Origin of the sequence: Butyrivibrio sp. AE2015 (assembly GCF_000420825.1) — a bacterium.
GTDB lineage: Bacteria > Bacillota > Clostridia > Lachnospirales > Lachnospiraceae > Butyrivibrio.
Map to the genome: position 1 here is coordinate 50,503 of NZ_ATVR01000014.1, position 20,034 is coordinate 70,536.

15 protein-coding genes are annotated in these 20,034 nt (G+C 39.9%); 2 read left to right on the top strand and 13 right to left on the bottom strand.

The genetic code is table 11. The features are described 5' to 3' along the window. From G585_RS0108720 to G585_RS0108745, 6 genes are all read right to left on the bottom strand, one after another. Complete coding sequence (locus tag G585_RS0108720) at window positions 1–1,143, bottom strand: DUF6077 domain-containing protein (protein ID WP_022774398.1); 1,143 nt, start codon at window positions 1,141–1,143, stop codon at window positions 1–3. Between the two features lie 12 nt (window positions 1,144–1,155). Then, window positions 1,156–1,776, bottom strand: a complete 621-nt coding sequence (gene udk / locus G585_RS0108725) for a uridine kinase (protein ID WP_022774399.1) — start codon at window positions 1,774–1,776, stop codon at window positions 1,156–1,158. Between the two features lie 47 nt (window positions 1,777–1,823). Next, window positions 1,824–3,311 carry a hypothetical protein gene (locus G585_RS0108730; RefSeq protein WP_022774401.1) on the bottom strand — a complete coding sequence of 496 codons (1,488 nt, stop codon included), beginning with the start codon at window positions 3,309–3,311 and terminating at the stop codon, window positions 1,824–1,826. A 95-nt stretch (window positions 3,312–3,406) separates the two neighbouring features. Then, window positions 3,407–4,879 (bottom strand): MBOAT family O-acyltransferase, encoded by a 1,473-nt coding sequence (locus tag G585_RS0108735; RefSeq protein ID WP_022774402.1) that lies wholly within the window; start codon window positions 4,877–4,879, stop codon window positions 3,407–3,409. A gap of 12 nt (window positions 4,880–4,891) precedes the next feature. Continuing rightward, complete coding sequence (locus tag G585_RS0108740; RefSeq protein ID WP_022774403.1) at window positions 4,892–5,830, bottom strand: glycosyltransferase family 2 protein; 939 nt, start codon at window positions 5,828–5,830, stop codon at window positions 4,892–4,894. Window positions 5,831–5,894: 64 nt separating this feature from the next. After that, window positions 5,895–7,472 carry an NAD(P)/FAD-dependent oxidoreductase gene (locus G585_RS0108745; RefSeq protein WP_022774405.1) on the bottom strand — a complete coding sequence of 526 codons (1,578 nt, stop codon included), beginning with the start codon at window positions 7,470–7,472 and terminating at the stop codon, window positions 5,895–5,897. A 351-nt stretch (window positions 7,473–7,823) separates the two neighbouring features. On the opposite strand from G585_RS0108745, the gene G585_RS0108750 reads away from it, so the two are divergent. Together G585_RS0108750 and G585_RS0108755 are read left to right on the top strand one after the other, a co-directional pair. Next, complete coding sequence (locus G585_RS0108750) at window positions 7,824–9,032, top strand: MBOAT family O-acyltransferase (RefSeq protein WP_196802900.1); 1,209 nt, start codon at window positions 7,824–7,826, stop codon at window positions 9,030–9,032. Between the two features lie 9 nt (window positions 9,033–9,041). Continuing rightward, entirely contained in the window at window positions 9,042–10,193 is a 1,152-nt protein-coding gene (locus G585_RS0108755) for a DHHW family protein (RefSeq protein ID WP_022774407.1), read from the top strand. Between the two features lie 41 nt (window positions 10,194–10,234). On the opposite strand, the gene G585_RS0108760 is transcribed toward G585_RS0108755, so the two are convergent. From G585_RS0108760 to G585_RS0108790, 7 genes are all read right to left on the bottom strand, one after another. Further along, a complete protein-coding gene (locus G585_RS0108760) occupies window positions 10,235–11,515 on the bottom strand; it encodes an SGNH/GDSL hydrolase family protein (RefSeq protein WP_022774409.1) in 1,281 nt (426 codons plus the stop codon). Window positions 11,516–11,642: 127 nt separating this feature from the next. Beyond that, the gene (locus tag G585_RS0108765) at window positions 11,643–12,848 is read right to left on the bottom strand and encodes a lipopolysaccharide biosynthesis protein (protein ID WP_022774410.1); all 1,206 of its coding nucleotides are present in this window, start codon (window positions 12,846–12,848) and stop codon (window positions 11,643–11,645) included. A 15-nt stretch (window positions 12,849–12,863) separates the two neighbouring features. After that, window positions 12,864–13,805: a glycosyltransferase family 2 protein gene (locus tag G585_RS0108770; protein WP_022774411.1), complete on the bottom strand. Its 942-nt coding sequence runs from the start codon at window positions 13,803–13,805 to the stop codon at window positions 12,864–12,866. Between the two features lie 88 nt (window positions 13,806–13,893). Next, on the bottom strand, window positions 13,894–15,813 hold the full coding sequence (locus G585_RS0108775) for a DUF6044 family protein (protein WP_022774413.1): 1,920 nt from the start codon (window positions 15,811–15,813) through the stop codon (window positions 13,894–13,896). Window positions 15,814–15,834: 21 nt separating this feature from the next. Beyond that, a complete protein-coding gene (locus tag G585_RS0108780) occupies window positions 15,835–17,379 on the bottom strand; it encodes a glycosyltransferase family 39 protein (RefSeq protein WP_196802901.1) in 1,545 nt (514 codons plus the stop codon). Window positions 17,380–17,398: 19 nt separating this feature from the next. Further along, entirely contained in the window at window positions 17,399–18,643 is a 1,245-nt protein-coding gene (locus G585_RS0108785; protein WP_022774415.1) for a hypothetical protein, read from the bottom strand. Further along, on the bottom strand, window positions 18,640–19,986 hold the full coding sequence (locus G585_RS0108790; protein WP_022774417.1) for a sugar phosphate nucleotidyltransferase: 1,347 nt from the start codon (window positions 19,984–19,986) through the stop codon (window positions 18,640–18,642). Before G585_RS0108790 ends, G585_RS0108785 begins: the two co-directional genes overlap by 4 nt. Between the last annotated feature and the right edge of the window lie 48 nt (window positions 19,987–20,034).

Sequence of the window (20,034 nt, forward strand, 5' to 3'; positions counted from 1 at the left end):
TCACATTCCGCTTGTCCAGATTGAAAAATAAAGGGCCAGATATACGAGGTTTGGCACAACACTAAGTGCCGCTCCAATTATCACCTTGAAATTCCTGCTAAATACCAATAAAAGCAGTGTTAAAAGTGCAATGAGCCCTGTGCCGAAGATCACGCCCATGGCGCTGCACATGCCTGAGAGCATATTCACAAGCGCAAGCATTATCCACAAATAACCTCTTTTTGCAGCCGTCTTATCCACAGAAGCTGGTTCTTCGTTGTTACTTCCTCTGACACTTCCATACATTTCAAGGAAGATCCAGAAAATAAGCGGAAATACCAGATTTCCGACCATGGCTTTTCCCTGCCATGTTCTCATTAAGAAAAATGTGGCAGGCGTGTAGTGGGAAACATTTCCAAACATCATAAGAAAGCTTACGATTATCATGAAAACAGGCACCATGTCCTGTCTGCTTTTTAATAAGGCTTTCCCTATTTCCACATAAACAAGATAAACCAGTGGAATGAATAAAAGCGGAATAACCGAGTGTGAAACGATAGTTGCATGAACTCCGCTGACTTTGGCTATAAAGCCTATCCACATAGTTATCACTGCCAGTGCATGCCTGATATCAAGGGATGTCGAATTGCCGGTATATGGCAGGATAGTGTTCATAACATCCGCCTGCTGGGCAAGAAGAGACTCCACAACATAATAGGCATCATCTCCATCAAAACTTGCCATTACCAGAGCCATCACAAGCTGAAATATCACAAGAGCAAAAAATATCAGCCAGTAAATCTTTGTTTCCAGTTTGGCCTGCTTTTTCAATTCTCCTAATGCCTCAGTATTAAAGATCAAACTTCTGTCTTTTTTTACATAAAGGGCATAAAAGGCTCTCGCAATTCCAAGTGCTATCAGTATCCATGCAAGTATCAAAAAATACTTCACACAATATGCGAAGGCACTGTACATGATCGTAGTCATACAGTATATGGCGATCACTTCAAAACAGGCCAGGTATATAAGGACTCCCAAAAGGAAAGTTACCCCGAGGCTTTTCTTTTCCTTTGGCAATATAAAATTGAATAAAACTCCAATTAAAAACGGCGCACAAAAAAGCCAGAATATTAACTTAACTACCTCACCAACAATCGAAATCAACTTTTTATCCCCTTATCCCTGCATCATAAGGTTAAGATGCTCCTGAAGAATACTGATACCTGTTATGTTCTCTCCACCACGAGGGATGATGATATCAGCATATTTTTTGCTAGGCTCAACAAACTGCTCATGCATAGGTTTAACTGTCTCTGTATACTGCTTAAGAATAGAGTCAATACTTCTTGCCCTCTCAACCATGTCACGACGGATTCTGCGCATAAGTCTCTCGTCTGCATCTGTCTCAACAAACACCTTAATGTCCATAAGATCCCTAAGTTCCTTGTTTTCAAGGATAAGAATACCCTCAAGGATTATTACTTTTTTAGGTACTACGTGAACTGTCTGATCTGCTCTGTTGTGGATAGTGTAATCATATACAGGCACATCGATCGCTATGTTGTTCTTAAGCTTTTTAACATCCTCGATGAGAAGATCTGTATCAAATGATTCAGGATGGTCATAGTTGAGCCTTGTCCTGTCCTCATAAGATAAATCATTGTGAGCCTTATAATATGAGTCATGATTGATAACAACAATGTCATCCCCAAATTTTTCCTTGATCATGCGGACAATTGTTGTTTTGCCCGAAGCTGTTCCTCCTGCAATTCCTACGATACAAACCTTATCGTTCATAAAAAACCTCCATTTATAACTAAAAAATTAACAGTATTAACGTATATTCAACGCACGTAATTGGTTCCGTTTGACTTATAATAATCGTGCTCTAAGATCTCGCCATCTTCATCATAGATGATAAGCTGAATATCCTCCAGATAATGAATATCATCATAGAGATAGTTGGTATCCTGATCCTCATCAGAATACAAGAGCCTGAAATAGTGCTCAACAGGCTGATAGTTAAGAGTGCCAAGCGCTGTACTCATGCCACTCAGGCTATCGCCCTCACTTGCCTCATACATCTTGTCATGAGAGTTGTCTTTTACCAGAATATATGGTCCGGTGGTGGTATCAATCTTGTTGGTCATAGAAGACTTGATCACCATTCTCTTTAGATAATCATCCAAAAATACAGGTGAACCATCGTTTACATACAGCACGAAATTGTAATCTTCAAGGCAAAGAAGGTCAAGCTTAATATAAAGATTGTCCTCAGTGAAAAGAACATCATCAAGTTCTTCATTAAAATCCTCTACACACTGCTGCCAATATGCGTATCTGTCATCGCCTCTGTGATCTGTAAGATCTCCTGTGTCTGAAAGCCACTGTCCCATGTAATCAGAAACTTTTTTGGCTCCGACTACGTTAAGGTGACTGCGGTCATTAAGATCGGTATTAACATCTATCACATCTTCTTCCAGCATATTGATATAAGGAACATCATACATTTCGGATATCTCTCCGGCCCTTATAGCTGCCGCCTTGTCTTTTACACCGGCTGCAAAGGGAATAAATGTCGTAACTACGTTTATCCCCTTGTCCTGACAAAGCTCGATAATCTTCTCAAGATACTCTGTTCCAACAGTATCCTCTGTCAAAAGATCTGCCTCTGTAACATCAGGATGCTGCTCAGGTTCAAGTTCCACATCATATCTCATCTCTGCGCCAAAGAGGTGATTTCTTTCTGCTGTTCCCGTTATTGTCTTAAAATCATTTTCATTTAAGTATTTCCAACGGTTGTGGTAAATAATAAACTCATATAAGAACTCATTTTTAACGCTTTTTCTCTGGATAAGGTCATCTATGGCTTCTCTTTTAAGATCGTTTAAAGGCCAGGCATCCATATTGAGATGGAGCTGCTCAACTGCAGTATTTACCTCATCCTCATCATCAAACTCTTCTCTGTTATCCAGGTACCTGATATTTTTCTCAAGCATGTAAGCATCCACAACAACCCACTTTGGTGTGCAGTACTCAAGAGCTTCCTTAAGTTCCCAGTAAGTAGCCTGCAGCATTGCGCCATGTCCGCCCATGTTATAAGAGGTTATTCCATAATCCTCAAAAAGGAATACCGGGTTAATGGCATTAATTACATGGGATGATCCCATAAAAAGTACGTCTATGTTATCTTTTTTAGCTTCGTTAAAAAAATCGGTGTATTTATAATCACTGTCTTTTCGCTTAAGGATCACGATCGCAGCTAAAATGGCAAGACCAAGCAGGAGCAGAAAGATTATTGATTTAAGAATGTTAATCAGTGTCTTTTTCATGGTTAAACTTCCTTGAAATATTATACTTTTTGATGATATACGGATTGCTCTCCATGCGAGCATGGAGCCACATTTGATTTTGAATTCCTATATCATCAAAACTGTTGGTAGATAAATGCTGCGCTGTCGTAGCCGGGACCCCAGATTCCAAAGATGAGGATTGCAACAATGGCTGCAATTCCAATGACATATCTGATCCAGATGCCCTGCTTAAGGATCCTCTCTCTTATAACAAAACCGTTATAGCTCACTATATCTGTGACGATCACAATGATAAGTCCCACAATCGCCACGAAGAAGTCCGCATTATCAAGTCCGTGCTTAAAAAGGCTGCCGTCGGCCAGCATCCAGGGTGTAAACACAAAACTGTTCTTAATTATTAGAAGGGCCTGTGAAATGGATGTAGCCCTAAAGAAAACCCACGCAAAGTTAACAAGTAAAAAGGTCACCATTATTTTCAGTGCTCTATGTGAAAAGGCATGTCTTTCTACCTTAAACACATTCACACAAAAGTCTCTGACAGGCTTTAGGACATAGCCTGTAACCTGGAACAGGCCGTGCAAAAGTCCCCATGCCACAAATGTCCAATTGGCTCCGTGCCAAAGCCCACTGACAGCAAATACGATCATGATGTTGAGGTACTTCCTTGCTGTACCTTTTCGGTTTCCGCCAAGCGGAATGTACAGATAGTCCCTTAACCATGTAGAGAGTGAGATATGCCATCTTCTCCAGAAACCTGCAATACTGCTTGCAAGGTATGGGCAATTAAAGTTATCCATTACTTCAATTCCAAGGATCCTTGAAATACCAATCGCGATATGTGAATATCCTGCAAAGTCAGTGTATATTTCAAATGTATAGAACAATGTAGCGACAAGGGTTGTAAAACCGACAGCCTCATCAGGATACATGTACACGTTATTAACGAAAATTGCCAGTCTGTCAGCAACCACAAGCTTTAAAAAATATCCCCAGATCACTTCCAAAAGTCCATCCCTAAGCATGTCATAGTCAACAGTCAAAGGGAAGTTAAACTGTGGCAGCATATTTTTGGCTCTTTCGATAGGTCCCTGCGTTATCTGTGGAAAGAAAGATACGTATAGCCCAAACTTAAGAGGATTCTTTTCCGCAATGAGATCTCCTCGGTATACATCAATCAGGTATCCGATGATTTTTAACATGTAAAAAGAAATTCCAAGAGTCGCAATGAGATTTAAATTTACTGCATCTTCCAATCTGCCTGACAGTGATAGAAAGGTCTTTTCAATAAAATTCAGATACTTGCAGGCGATAAGCACCGCAATGTGGACCGCTATGGCAAAGGCAAGAACCTTCACACTTGCTTTACCTGCAGCATTTTTCTGTTTACTTTTCTCAATCCAAAGCCCGAAACCATAAGATAGTGCAATTGAAACTATGAGCACTGCTGCGCTCTTAACATCAATACTGGCGTAAAAGAATAAACTGGTTATCAAAAGCCAGATATACTTAAACTTTCTCGGGATTATAAAATTAATCACTACAACTATAGGAAGAAATATAAAGAATTCTGTCGATACCAACTGCATAGCGGATTCCCCTTAAAAATTGATTCTTTTCTCCTCAACTACAATAGGTCTGTTGATCACACGGGTGTTGATATTAAGGATATACTCACCCATAAGGCCTATGAAAAATAGCTGGATAGCGCCAATCAGGAACATACCAATGATCATTGGTGCGTAACCTGCATGGAAGCTATACCAATGTGTCAGTTTTAATACAAGGTACACAAAAGCAACGATAAGATCCACAAGAGCACAAATAAATCCTGCAATTGTACACAGCCTTAAGCCCACCTTGGTATATGAAGTGATGCTGAGCATAGCTGCGTCATACAATGTATAAAAATTGTTGTGTGTCTTTCCCGCTCTTCTCTGAGGCTGCTCATACTCAACTGTTGTCATGTTAAAGCCCTCGCCGTACTCGGCAACAATTCCTCTTATAAAAGGGATTGGATCACCAAGCTGTCTAAGAAGCTGGATAAATGTTTTATCATAAAGGCCAAAACCTGTGAAATGCTCTATCATACGAACGCTGGACATATTCTTTATCATCTTGTAATAGCAGCTTCTGAGGAAATAGATAAATCCATTCTCTTTGCTTGATGACTTAACACCACTTACAATCTTATGTCCTTCTTCCCATTTTCTCACAAAAACAGGTATAAGCTCAACAGGATCCTGGAAATCTGCACAAATTGGAATAACACAGTCTCCATCCAGTGAACACATGCCATGAAACGGAGAATTGAACTGTCCAAAATTTGTAACATTAAAAATTGCTTTTATCTTTTTGTTACCGGCGCAGATAGCTTCTATCTTTTCCCTTGTGCCATCTGTGGATGCATTATCTATAAACACGATCTCATAGTCATATTCAGGGAGCTTATTTACTAAAACCTCCTCTGCTGCCTTGGATATTCCTTCTACGTTTTCCGCCTCATTAAAACAAGGTATTAAAATACTAATCTTTTTCACAATTAAACCTCTTAAAATCTTTTATAAAAATAAGGGTGTGACACTATTGCCACACCCATAAAACTCAATCTACCTCAACCTCTTCTTCAGGTGCTGAATCAGATTCGTGATATTCCTTCTCAGTGTTGACATTCCATATATTACTTCGATCAGTCTCCCCACTAAGAATGTTCTTAACCGTCTCAAAAGAAGTACACATTGAATGATCAATGTTGTTGTATCTGTGCTGACCATTACGTCCAACACAATACAGATTATCTATGGTATTGAGATAATCCACAAGTTTATCCATCTCTTCATAAGTATCAAAGTAAGCCGGATAAGCTTTTTTAACTCTCTCCATGTGATAATCGATAACCTCATCAGCGCTGCTGATAAGATTAAGTGTAACCATCTCTCCAATTGCCATTTCGGCAAATTCATCTTCAGTCATATTCCACATTGAATCACCTTCAAAGCAGAAATACTCAAGTCCAACCCAAACTGTATTCTCCAGGTCTTTTACAAGGTATGGAGACCAGTTGTTATAAATCTGGAAACGTCCCATCTTAACTGTTCTGTCCTGAACATAAACCCAGTTATCAGGAACGATATTACCTATAGTCTTAATCTTGGTCTTGTTCTCAAGGTTAAGCTTGGGAACCAAAACTCCAAGAGTCATATAATCTCTATATGGAAGGCCCTTGGCAATTCTAAGCGGCTCTGCAGGAACATCGTTCATTCCCTCAACAAGGTCCTTAACAGGCATTGAGCTTATTACTATATCGCCATCAATCTCCATCTCTTTTCCATCAAAAAGATATGTTATTCCCTTGATGTGATCACCCTGTTTTCTGATCTTGGTAACCTTGGCGTTACAAACGATGGTGCCGCCCAGGTTCTTTATCTCAGCTGCTGTGACATCCCACAGTTGGCCAGGTCCAAGCTTAGGATAGCTGAACTCCTCGATAAGAGATGTCTCCACCTTTCCATCAGTCTTACCTGACTTCTTGCGGAAAGCATTCTTAAGAACTGCAAGGATTGATACGCCCTTAACTCTCTGGGCTCCCCATGACGGATCGATCTCTGATGGGTGTCTACCCCAAAGGTTCTCTGTATAGTACTCAAAGAACATTGAATAGAGCTTCTTACCAAATCTGTTTACATAGAAATCCTCAAGAGACTTCTCTTCTCTCTTAAAGATCATAGCCCACAAATATGAGAATCCACAGGCTATTGTCTTGACAAGGCCCATGTTCTTAAAAGTTTCGACCTTAAGTGAGATTGGATAATCATAGAACTTTCTGTCAAAAAAGATTCTTGATACCCTGTTTCTGCGAAGCATTACTCTGTCTGTCTTCTCAGGATCAGGACCGCCCTCTGCCATTGTCATAGGCCTGTCTAAAACAATGTCATCGTATGTAGGCGCTCCCTGAAGGGGAAGCATTTTCTGCCACCACTCATTGACCTCAGGAACTTTTGAAAAGAACCTGTGTCCACCCATATCCATACGGTTACCTTTATAATTAACTGTTCTGGAAATACCACCGAACTGATCAGTTTCTTCGAAAACAACTACCTGATAATCCTTTGACTTAGTCAGGAGCTCATATGCCGCTGTAAGTCCTGCAGGGCCTGCCCCGATAATAATTACTTTTTTCATCTAACTTTCCTCTTCTTAGTTAGTGTTTTAACAATAAGAGTAGTATACAACACCCCACCCTTTTCTTCAACAAACTTGTATTATATCATTGTTTTTTCCAATATCGACTGATATAATTTTTATGCTCAAAATAAAGAATATATTTGAAGGTGAACAGCTTTGGTATTTAGTTCAGTAACGTTTATTTTTGTTTTTTTACCCGTAACTCTTTTATTATATTATCTACTTCGTGGAAAAGCTCGTAATGTATGGCTTTTAATTACGAGCTTGTTTTTTTATGCCTTTGGAGGAATTTCTTTTCTTCCAATAATGCTTGCATCCATTGTGATCAACTATCTTGGCGGCTTGTCAATGCTTAAGTTCACAGCCGAAAAGTCCAGGAAGATAGCCCTTTCCTTATTTGTTCTTGCCAATGTATTTTTGCTTGGATATTGGAAGTATTTCAACTTTTTCACTGATGTAGCTGAAAAGATCACAGGCAAAAGTTTTAATCTTCAGCCTGTACTTCTTCCTATTGGTATTTCTTTTTTCACCTTCCAGGGAATGTCCTATGTGATCGATTGCTACCGCAAAAAAGTTACACCAAATAAGAACTTTCTTACTGTAGCTCTTTACATATCAATGTTTCCTCAGCTCATAGCAGGTCCCATTGTCCGATATGAAGATATCTGTAATCAGCTTGAATCAAGGCAGTTTACAGCTGACGACATAGCATCAGGCCTTAGGAAATTCACAGTCGGTCTTGCTAAAAAAGCTGTTCTTGCCAATTCATTCGGAGTTGTTGCAGATCAGATATTTAATATACAACCGGATGAGCACAGGTTGATCGTTGCCTGGCTTGGTATTATCAGTTACTCACTGCAGCTATACTACGACTTTGCCGGATACTCAGATATGGCCATCGGACTTGGAAGAATGATGGGCTTTACCTTCCCTGAAAATTTCAACTATCCATTCATTTCAAAATCCTACCGTGAACTCTGGACAAGATGGCATATGACCCTTGGCACATGGTTTAGAGAATATGTATATATTCCTCTTGGTGGAAGCCGCGTTTCAACTTTGAGAGGCTTCTTTAATATATTTGTTGTTTCGTTTCTGACAGGTTTTTGGCACGGCGCCGACTACACATATGTTGTCTGGGGACTTTCAATGGCTGTTATCAATTGCATTGAAAAAGCCACAAACTTCCCTAAAAAGCTTGGAAAACTCGGGCATGTCTACACGCTTCTCATATGGCATCTGACGCTAGTAGTATTCAGATCCCCAAGCATCACCTACGCTGCAGGCTACATCCGCTCACTATTTGGTCTTCTTAAGATAAACCGTGTCGGATTTGAACCATCCTGGTATTTTGACAGATATTACGTTTTCATGCTTGTTGTCGGAATCCTCTGCTCAACACCTGTTGTAAAGAGTCTTTGGATAAAGACATCAGGAAAGCTTTCCCTTTCTTCAAAAGATCTTTGTGCCAATGTTATCGCACTTGTTCTTTTTGCTATATCCTGCATGTACATTATGACTTCAACATATAACCCGTTTATATACTTCCAGTTTTAAGAGGCTCTCATGAGAAAAAAAATAAATCTATCCTTTATTTTAATAATGTTCATATGTACCTTTTTCCCGGCTCTTTTAGCCCACAGAGAGATTGACAGGGTCGCAGATATGGAAAACCGTTACTACGCCAATCCTCCTGTGATCTATGATGAAAATGGTTTTAACACCAGCTTCAATACAGAATTTGACAGCTTTATAAGTGATAATGTAAGAGGCCGATCTCTTCTCGTGATCCTTAACTCCAGGCTTCAGTATCTCCTGTTTGGAAGGCTTACCAACAGCAGCATCAAAGCCAATGATGAGGGCGAAATATTTGATTCAACATCTGACCACATTTCATCATTTCAGGTAAGTAACCCTTACACTGATGATGAAACAGCTCATTATGCCTCATCTCTTCAAAAGCTTTCAGACCATTTAGGTGAAATGGGCATCGATTTTTACTATATGCAGACCTATACCAAGGAAACTATTTATCCGGAAAAATACTTCAAAGGTATAAACAGATTTTCAACGGAAACCAATGCTCTTAAAGTGGGAAAAGAAATTCAGACAGCAACAGATGTCAAAATGATACCCATCTATGATCTCATGGTAGCTCATAAAGATGAAGATATTTACTACAAGATCACAGATACCATCCACTGGAATCAGGCAGGCGCCTACATTGGTTATCGCTCAATTATGGATACAATAACCAAAGATCATACTTCTCTGAAATCATTAAATGAAGATGATTATGAGATAGGGACCTTAGAATCAACACTTAACACTTTTGGCCTCCACTATCCTATTCCTGAAGTTGAACCCACATACACTATCACAGATCCAAAGGCTGTAGAAAAAACAGATGAGCTTGATGAAGATTTTGTAGCAAAGCTCACCTACAAAGAGCACACTCACTACTACACCAATGACAGCTGTGGCAATGACCTGAAAATCCTTTTGATAAATGACAGTTTCATTCGAATGTTCTTAAAAGATGATATAGCAGAGAGCTTTTCAGAGACCCTGTCCATTCACTGGGACAACCTCCAAAAGCTCGATGAAGTTCTTGAATACTATCATCCTGACATAGTTCTTCTTGAAACAGCAGATGTGCCATCAGCACTTGATACAGTCGTTCCGTACGTAAATAACTATAGCGATAACCTTGAATAAAATAATACCCATGAGAAAAATCTCATGGGTATTTTTATTTATCAATTCTGCGGCTTAGCCAATCTGTACTCGCCGTTCATCATCTTTTCGTAAGCTTCAGGGTAGTACTCGTGAAGCATGTCATCTCTGTAGCGGTAGTTCTCATTCGGGTCAAACTCGCTTATCTTGATGAAGTCATTTTCGAGATAAGCATATGGTTCGAATCCTTCCATCCAGTTGGGAAGATGGGCCATAAGTCTTGCAAAGATCTGTCTTCCTGTTAAAGTAAGGTGAACACCATCCATAAGGTACTGTTCTGCTGTGTCAATGTAGAGATCGCAGTGAGTCTGGAACATTGTATCAAACTCAACCATGTTGTCATCCTCTACAACGTTTACAGCCTTTCTGGCGTAATTGGCAAGTGTATCAATACCGTTACTTACAACGTATGTATCTCCGATAATAGCTCCGGTATTTTCATCCTTATAAACTCCGTAGAATGGGGTAACCAGAATAACCTTTGCATTGGGACTTCTCTTTCTAAGGTTGCTGATTCCCTGACTCAGAGCCTCATAATAAGTGTGGATCTTGTTGCCATCATACTGAGTAGGATCAAGAGGGATCCTGTTAAAGAAATCGTTAGCGCCATACTCGATAAAGTAATAATCTACACGGTCAGGATCTATGCTGTTCATGGTCTGAAGTATTTCAGGATAGTCAGCTAGTACTGCATTTCTGTCTGCTGTCCCTGTATAAGCGTAGCTCATACCAAGGAAGCAGTTAGATGTAAACTTTGCAGGATCAATCTCTGATGTTGAAAGTTCAAGAGCTGCGGTTGTGCCGCCAATGGCTAAATTGTAAACCTCACTGTCCGGAACTCTCTGGCCGATAAGATGAGGAATATCTGTTCCCTCACTTCTGCCATTTGCAAACTGGCTGTCTCCAAAGAATACCATGACAGTCTTGCCATCATTGGTACTGTTTATCTCTGTTGTCGCTGTTGTTGCAGCTGCGGATGCCTGTGAATCGGATTTGGAAGCTCCGGTTGATGATGAAGAAGCTGCTACATCTGAGCTTCCTGCTGTAGCAGCATCTACAACTGAAGTTGACGCAGATGCTGCAGGCTCCTCAAGAGCCGGTTCCATCAATCCATCAGCTACTATGACTGAACTTCCATCTGAGGCATAAGCCTGATCTCCACTTAAGTACTCGCCGGCGTTTTCTGTTTCATCATTTACATATTCAGTTGCCTTGGCTGCATCGCTATTTGAAAGACCACAACCTGTAACGACTGTAGTCAAAGTCAGGACAAAAGCTATTTTTGCTAAGAATCTTTTCTTCATAACACGTTCCTTCCTATAAAATTATTTGTCGATTTGATTGTATCACTTTAAATCATCTTGTGAAGAGAAACTCGCCAATCTTAAGAAATTCTGCCGCAAATCTTAAGAAAGTCTTAAGAAATTAACGTTATTTAGATAATTTATTTACTCCGATCATAACTGTCAAAAGAAATCTTAAAAGGCTTATGATCACAAGTCCATAGGCAATTCCATTTATCCCCAATAAAAAAGTCAGGGGAATCACTATAAGGCAAAAGCTTATGCCATAGACAAGGTTTATGACAAGCTGCATTTTTTCTTTGGAAAAGCTCATGATCATGACCATAAGTGAGCCCGAGATAAAATACAGTATCTGACCCAAATTTGCCAAAAAGAAATACTTTGACGCCTCAGAAAAAATGTCAGGATACATGATCTTTACAAAAATATATGACACACCTGTGCACATCAAAGCTCCGATCAATGTAAGAACAAGGAGGCCCGCGCTGACAAGTGCAAATTTCTTTTTGTTAAACTCGATCCTGTAATTAGTAAGATAACTTATTATGACTCCATTTAGAGGAGTGGTCAGCATAGCTACGATCTTACCTATAAGGCTTGCTGCGTAGAATACTGTAACCTCTCTTCCGCCAACTACAAGTCTTAAGAGGATCCTGTCCGAGTGAAGGATAAGGGCCGCAAGAAGGTTACTTGCAGAAATAAATACAAAAGATTTCAGATTCTCTTTAAAGCTCTCTGAGAGCTGTGTATAAGGGCTTCTGAAAACACTTCCACGGATAAAGGTATAGATTATTCCCAGAAATTCACCGGCAAAAAGAGTAAATGCCCAGCTTCCTGTTATCGGGTACAGTAAAAGACCTATCACATATCCGGCAGAAACAGATCCAAAGAACAAAAAATAGTCCTTAAACCTTATGGTCATACGCCACTCAACATCAGCGTAATACCTTACAACAGTGACTACCATAAGTACGAGAACCTGAATATATAAAGATATTTCAAGATTCCCAAGCATAAAAAGAGCTGCAAAAGAGACAAAGACAGATATTACTGCAACTGCCAGAAGAAAAAGATTGTAGTCTCCGTTACTTTCTGTTCTGTCTTTTTTGGCAACCATTCTGGAATAACTGGCTGCCGTTCCAAATCCTGCTCCCATTATGGACACTGCTGATATCAAATAAAGAACGGTGCCAAAAGCATCCGCTCCTACCCTTGACTCAAGCCCCGGGTAGATAAGCAGCTGAAGGACACCGTTATAAATAACTAACGCTAATACGCTAAATACAAAATCTTTAGAAGCGCTGAACAAAAGCTTCTTTTTTTCATTTCTCATTTTTTATTTCCAACATCATTTCATAAGATCTGTCTCTTTATGCCTCTGAAGCATATTGAGCTGCATCTCAAACTCACGCCTGTTATTGATAGCCATAGTTGAGAGAATAACACCCGCAAAAAAGCTCTGTACAGCTGCAAGCAAAACAAAGCAGCACACGATAAGTGTAGGGAATCTCGGAACCATGTGTGTAATCCAATACTCCTGAATAATAGGTACCAGGAATATAAGGGAAAGAATAGTTAAAAGCACTGCAAAGATTGTGAAAAAGCCAAATGGCTTATAGCTTCTGTAGAGCCTTGCTATTGTTTTTAATACTTTAAAACCATCTGCATAAGTGTTGAGCTTACTCTCTGAGCCTTCCGGGCGATCCCTGTAATCAATAATGACATTATCAATCTGCATATTGTTGTATACGGCATGGATAGTCATCTCTGTTTCAATCTCAAAGCCTTTTGATAAAACAGGGAAGGTCTTAACAAACTCATAGCTGAAAGCCCTGAAACCTGTCATTATGTCTCTTACGTTGCAATTAAACAGTTTGTTGATACTTCCTCTTACAAGGTTATTACCAAAATTGTGGAATGGGCGCTTGTTCTCCTCATAGTAGGTACTTGATAATCTGTCACCTACAACCATGTCTGCATTGTGATTAAGAACACGGTCGACCATCTCAGGCGCTGACTCCATAGGATAGGTGTCATCACCATCAACCATGATATAAACAAGGGCATCAATCTCGCGGAACATTCTTCTGATAACGTTGCCCTTTCCCTGCATATATTCATTTCTCACAATGGCACCTTCAGCCTCAGCTATCTCAGCGGTGCGATCCTTGGAATTGTTGTTGTATACATAAATCGTAGCTTCAGGCAAAGCCTTTTTAGTATCACGAATTACTTTTCCTATTGTTTTTTCCTCGTTGTAACAAGGAATAAGTACTGCTATCTTGTCCATATTTTCCCCTTTTTAATTCATATGCAAGTAGTCCGGTAAGATGGCACTTGCCTCTAACATTTTAAACTGATACCGAATAAATATCAAATCATAGTGAATAAACGTAGATCGTATAAGGTGATGAAGCGTTCTGATAGGTGTTTATCAGTGTAATTCCGGCGTCTTCAGCGTTTGATATATCTATACGTGAAAAGATATATTTACAGCCAAGATTTTTAAGTGCCTCAGAATTTATATAAATGTCATTATCAGTTACGCCTGTCATACTCTTTGTCGCCATGACAATAGACAAATCTGTTCCTGAGTAGAGATAACACCTTGCTCCCCATTCATCAAAATAAATTCTCGATGGTTCCACCCTTTCAAGGGCAGGTGCAATAACTTCCCTGAAAGCCTCTTTATAGCTCTGAGAATAGAATCCAAGATATCCGTCCAAAGTATATATTCCGTTGTATTCAAGAATTGCCGGATGCATGCCGTAAGCTACGCAGTACTGACCTTTCTCATATCCAAGGTCTGTTTTTATCTCATTAAAAAGAGCTGTCGAATAAAATTCCTCGTAGTTAAGGGCATCATTTTCATGACCAAAAACCTTTTCCCTTGCAGTAAGCTTGGCTGTATGGTAGAGGTCATTATACTTGGTCGGCGAAACCAAAACTATAATCACAGCAACCATTATTAGCACGTAAGAGCCTATAACCAAAGCTCTTCCAAGCACTCCGTAAGATGCTGCAGATCTTGCGCCATGTCGCTTTTCATGATCAGAAATTATCTCCTTGCCCAAAAGGTACAACCTGTAAACCAGGATAAAGAGCATTGCGCACCACAAAAAAGGATTAAAAAATATAGTTCTGTTGTACTGAAATCCTGTCAGCGGTGGAATCAAAGTCTCAATAACATGCTCAACTATCCTTGAATAGTAAAGTCCATAAACAAGGCAGTTAAAAACAAGTATTAAAAAGCAAAGGTTGTAATAATCCGTAAAAATGCCCTTGATATCTCTTTTAACTATGTATCTGACATTAAGCACAAGCAGATATAACAGACAAACAGGCATGACAAAGAACTTGTGAAGGTCATCCACATGCATCATACCATTTACAAAAATATCAAATGACTCACCAACTATTTCTTTAAAAGGCAGATAGGTCTGAACCATGGTTTCTCTGATGGTCTGGGTATCTGAAAACAGCATCATGGAAAAGAGTCTGTACTCAAATACAACATTTCCGATTCCCAGCAGTATTAGTGCAAAGACAAGACTCCAGGAAAGCTTTTTATCTTTTATCCACAGCCATATTATCGCCACAAACAGATATCCCAGAATAAAAAAGCCAAGGTATGAAAAATATGAAATGAAGGGATACAAAAAGATAAGAAAAAGCCATCTGCGGCCCTTAACAATGGCACGTAAAGCTTCAGTCTCAGGTCCAACCTCTTTGTAGAGTCTTCTCAAAAAGAATATTATCAGCGGAACTGACGCAAACGGGATTCCAAAGGCAGGAAAAAGATTGAGCACCCCGTACAAAAAACCAACCAATGAAGCAAGATTAGAAGCATGTGGATCTTTCTTTTTTTCGATAAATTCCTGAAATGGTCGCTTGGGGCCTGTGCTAAAAACATTGTAAAAGCGAGCTTCATCGGGAGTTACAATATCAAGAAATAACAACCTGCATGAAATAACCGCAATAATGACTTTCAGCACATAGCCTGCAACATAAGCCACAAAGGGGGGAAAAATCATATACAAAACCGTGTATAAAGAAAACTCACTTGGAAGAACATCTCTTGACACACCACCAAGGAAAGGCGCCGAAACACCGTGTGTAAAGAAAATGCCTTCATTTTTAAGCATGGCAAACTGCGCCATAAACAGATCAAGATTATCCTGCACTGAGATATAGCTCTTTTCCCCGATAACCGCATAAAATACGATCACAAGCAGCAAAAAAAGCGCCACTATACAGATCCCCAATATACCCTTTTGTTCACGCACTCTTCTTTTCATCGTAAACCTCTGACACACAAATCATTTTTTAAGAAATTTCCTGAAAATACGGGACTCCAGGATCATGCTGATCCCCTTAGCAGCAAATGGAACCCAGTAAACATAGTATCTCATGGCATATCTCGAAGAGCCCTCCCAAAATTCATGAAATACTATCCCGCCAAATATAAGTATCAAAAGAAGCATCTCTGAATCTGACACCTCTTTCTTTTTCAAAATTCCAAACAAATAGATTGCTACGCCAAGATAGCAAACCGTCATATACACATTCATAACCTGCGAAATCAGGCCAGATCCACCTCCTGAAACAATAGAGTCCGCAATTGCCGTCGTATTCTCATGGTGTCTGTTAACAAGATCCAGATTATGTGTGGAAACGCAAACAGGATCAGCCCACTGAGTAAGGAACTTTCTAAGCAAAAACCTTCCGCCATGGAGAGGCCTTTTTACAAATCCCGCCAAAGTCTCCTTTATGTTAGCTATAGCAGCTGCCTTTGTAGCTTCTATGTCATAGTCATTCTCTTCAAAAACCTGATAATTGTAGCCGTTGTACCAGCCATCTTCAAGTTCACTTTCCTGAAGGCCCATAGCTATATGTGATACTGAAGGGCTTCCACCTGGTATCTCATCAAGGTCTGTCACACCGCAATAATATGCATCAACCGCACTCTTTGCTGAAAAAGTAAGAACAACCATCACAAGCATTATAATTGCGCCTTTTATAAGACTTCCCGGCTCTGTTTTTCCACTTTGTGGAATCAGATCAAGTAAAAGAGCCATCACGAGAGCTATAAGCGCAATCTCGCAATTTGTCTTTAGCATAACTGCCACAGCGATAGCAACTCCCGCTCCAAATCCGTAAATAACCCTTTTTCTTTTCATATATAAGACTACAAGGAAAAGCGCTATCGTCTGAGGCGCCATGCTGAGAATATCCCCATAAATGTAGGTCACGTAGTTGTAAAAGAAAAGCATTCCGGCTGATAAAAAAGCCATTATGCTGCAGACCTGTCTGTCACCAAAAAACTCCCATGTCAACTGATACAAAAGATATACAGTTATCACAACAGACAAAAGCTGCACCAGATCCCAGGCAAGATAATTGCCGATGCCAAAGATGCTGCTCATGAGCTGCCCAAATGCAACATACCCAAGCTGGAAAGGCCAAATGAAAAGATATCCACCTTTTTCTGTTAAGGAAGAATAGTTTTCCACCATGAACTGACCAATTATGTCGTCAAGTGTCTTGGAATCGTTGACAGGATATGGCCTTATTGAAAGTATCAACAAAAGACAATATGCCAGGCAAAAGACAATTCCGAAAACCAAAGCACCCTTATTCTTTTCAAGTACACCTATCTTTTTAAAAAGTGCAAATACAAAAACTACTCCTGTCACCAAAAGCAGAAGTAGCAAAACATTCTCTTTTTGGTAATGGGGAAAATCCACATCAACGCCATAATCATAATAGATCGTCGTTACTATACTCGTTCCCAGAACCAGTAATGACGCCACAAAGAGACATAAAACCACTATTAAATTGAAAGCTTTTTTTATATTAACCAAGCCCTTGTTCCTCAAAACATCAGACATCCTGCTGATGTTCGTCATTTATGAGACGAACCACATCAGTCAGAGTATAAAGATATGCTCCCACGTAAAAAAGTGAAACCACTGTCATATTCACAATATCCCTTGCGCCAAACAGCGTATAAGCATAGGTCGCAAGCGAGCACACATTGGCAATGAACATAGGCAATACAATCTGCTTTCTTATAAGAACCGCAAAAGGTGTAAGAATAAGAAGCATTGCATAGTCATATCTCTCATGCATTCCGGGAAGCAGAATAACGCAGGTCCAAGCTGTCCAGATTGCTATATAGACCACAAGTTTTCTGTCGATATTGTCCTTCCTTCTATAGCATAAAAAGGCAATGGTCATAAGAACCATCAACAGCACCATTATAGCTGCTCCGGATAAAAGCTTATCAAAATTATCAAAACCAAGATTATAAAGGTTTGGGAAAAATGAAACCATGCCGTAACCTTCAGAATCAAGTTCCTGAGTCTGGTAAAGGTAAGAAAGATATGTTCTCCTAAGGCCATTTTTACACAGAACTTCAGGTAACCCTGCAATAAAATACACAGCAGGTATCCACAAAAACTCGAGGATACTGTAGGTATTTTTCCTGCCTGAATCCTTAATAACCCTGTCATAGCTGTGGAAACCATCTGTAATATAAAGGATCAGATAAACAGGTAAAAAGATGATTGACTGGAGCTTAACCGCAAAGGCAACACTGTACCAGATGAAAGAAGCGCGATACTGCTGCTTCAACAGTTTATAAAGAGATATCATCAAAAAACATGTATAAAGGGCATCCACCTGTTTCCAAAGGGCTCCATTAAAAGCCACAAATGGGAGGTACAGCGTGGCAACACCAGCAAACATGGAGTGATGCTTTCTTCCTGTCAAAAGGAAAAAAATCTTATAAATAAACACTGCTGAAATCAGCTCACATGCAAATGCAATAACGCTAAGTGGAAGCCAGGGCTCCACAGGAAGAAGTGAACACAGAGCATACATAACATTAAGAGGAACGTAGTAGTCGCCAATAGCACTGCCAAGTCCCTTAATAATGCCATTTTCTCTGTAGTAGTCCACCCACACTTTGTAGTAAGACTCATAGTCCGGGGAAAGAGTGGTTTCAGGCGCAAATTTGGCTCTCACAAAAACCGCAGCCAAAAGAGCTATCACCATACAGATCTCAAACATATACTTTTCAATTATATTCTTTAAAAATCTGTCAATCCCCAGTTCTTTTTTCATTTTACTCCCTCTGGAAACTCATACTTAATCTTATCTTCAACACTTATCTCATCACCGATCTGAACTTCGTTGATAACAAGCTCAGTCTTGGCAATTACTGTGTGCTTCTGTCCGGCCTTTATTGACACAACAGATCCAGGCACAACATCAATCTTTTTACCATCCATAATAACTGTGCCTTCGCCGCTCATGACTGTCCACACCTCATCCCTGTGGTCGTGGCTGTGATAGTGAAGCTTGTGATCAGGTAAAAGAACTATCCTTATAACAAGTGCCTTGTCCTGAACATCCACAATAGTAAAGCTTCCCCAGGACTTTTCAGCATAGCGTACCTGGTTGCTTAACTTTTCAACATAAGGTTTAATGTAGCTTGACTGAGTCTTGTCAGCCACTAAAATACCGTCGTTGGAAGCTGCTACTACCATATTCTTAAGTCCCATAGCGATAATAGGAATATTAAGCTCATTAACAATGTTGCTGTTTTCGCAGGTATCATCCATGTCAGCCTTGCCGATTATCTTTTCATGCATTTCTTCAGCAAAGGTATTCCATGAACCGATGTCCTTCCAGGCGCCTGAAAATCTTACAACACCGATAGACTTCTCATGCTCACCTACAGCATAGTCGAAACTGATCTTCTTACAGTCTCCGTAGTGGTCAAACAGATCCTGATAATCCTTAAAATCAATAAGTTCATGCGCTCTGTCCAGAATATAGCCAAGCTTAAAGGCGAAAACTCCGCAGTTCCAAAGAGCACCTTCATCAATATATTTCTGAGCGGTCTCAACGTCAGGTTTTTCCTTAAATGCGGAAACCTTGCTGATATGATCTTTAGTCTCAGGCTGAATGTAACCATATTTTTCACTTGGGTAAGTAGGCTCAACACCCATAAGATTAAGGTTGTAATCGCCTGACTTAACCATCTTATCAAGCTCTTTGAAGCACTCAAAATATGAGTCATCAACATATGGATCGACAGGGCATATAATAACCGCGTCGTCTCTGTCTACCCCAAGCTTATCTGAGAGATAGCTTGCAGCAAGCGCAATAGCAGGGAAAGTATCTCGCCTTGTAGGCTCAACACATACTGATACCTTATCTCCAAGCTGATTGTGGATTGATGAAACCTGAGTCTTGCTGGTTGCAATAGTAATGCTGGCGTTTTCATCAATCTTTTTTATCTGGCTGTAAACACGCTGAACCATGGATTCAAGGTCAGCAGGATCAACATGCTCCTGACTGTTTTCCGGATGGAAAATCTTTATAAACTGCTTGGATCTAACATCGTTTGAAAGTGGCCATAATCTCTTTCCGCTGCCACCTGAAAGTAAAACTATATTCATTAAACTATTCCTCTAACATTTTTAATTTAATCATTCCTGAAGCCAGTG

Coding starts and splice junctions, on each gene's coding strand:
- udk (WP_022774399.1), bottom strand. CDS start 1,776: ATGAACGATAAGGTTTGTATCGTAGGAATTGCAGGAGGAACAGCTTCG.
- G585_RS0108730 (WP_022774401.1), bottom strand. CDS start 3,311: ATGAAAAAGACACTGATTAACATTCTTAAATCAATAATCTTTCTGCTC.
- G585_RS0108735 (WP_022774402.1), bottom strand. CDS start 4,879: ATGCAGTTGGTATCGACAGAATTCTTTATATTTCTTCCTATAGTTGTA.
- G585_RS0108745 (WP_022774405.1), bottom strand. CDS start 7,472: ATGAAAAAAGTAATTATTATCGGGGCAGGCCCTGCAGGACTTACAGCG.
- G585_RS0108750 (WP_196802900.1), top strand. CDS start 7,824: ATGCTTAAGTTCACAGCCGAAAAGTCCAGGAAGATAGCCCTTTCCTTA.
- G585_RS0108755 (WP_022774407.1), top strand. CDS start 9,042: ATGAGAAAAAAAATAAATCTATCCTTTATTTTAATAATGTTCATATGT.
- G585_RS0108760 (WP_022774409.1), bottom strand. CDS start 11,515: ATGAAGAAAAGATTCTTAGCAAAAATAGCTTTTGTCCTGACTTTGACT.
- G585_RS0108765 (WP_022774410.1), bottom strand. CDS start 12,848: ATGAGAAATGAAAAAAAGAAGCTTTTGTTCAGCGCTTCTAAAGATTTT.
- G585_RS0108770 (WP_022774411.1), bottom strand. CDS start 13,805: ATGGACAAGATAGCAGTACTTATTCCTTGTTACAACGAGGAAAAAACA.
- G585_RS0108775 (WP_022774413.1), bottom strand. CDS start 15,813: ATGAAAAGAAGAGTGCGTGAACAAAAGGGTATATTGGGGATCTGTATA.
- G585_RS0108785 (WP_022774415.1), bottom strand. CDS start 18,643: ATGAAAAAAGAACTGGGGATTGACAGATTTTTAAAGAATATAATTGAA.
- G585_RS0108790 (WP_022774417.1), bottom strand. CDS start 19,986: ATGAATATAGTTTTACTTTCAGGTGGCAGCGGAAAGAGATTATGGCCA.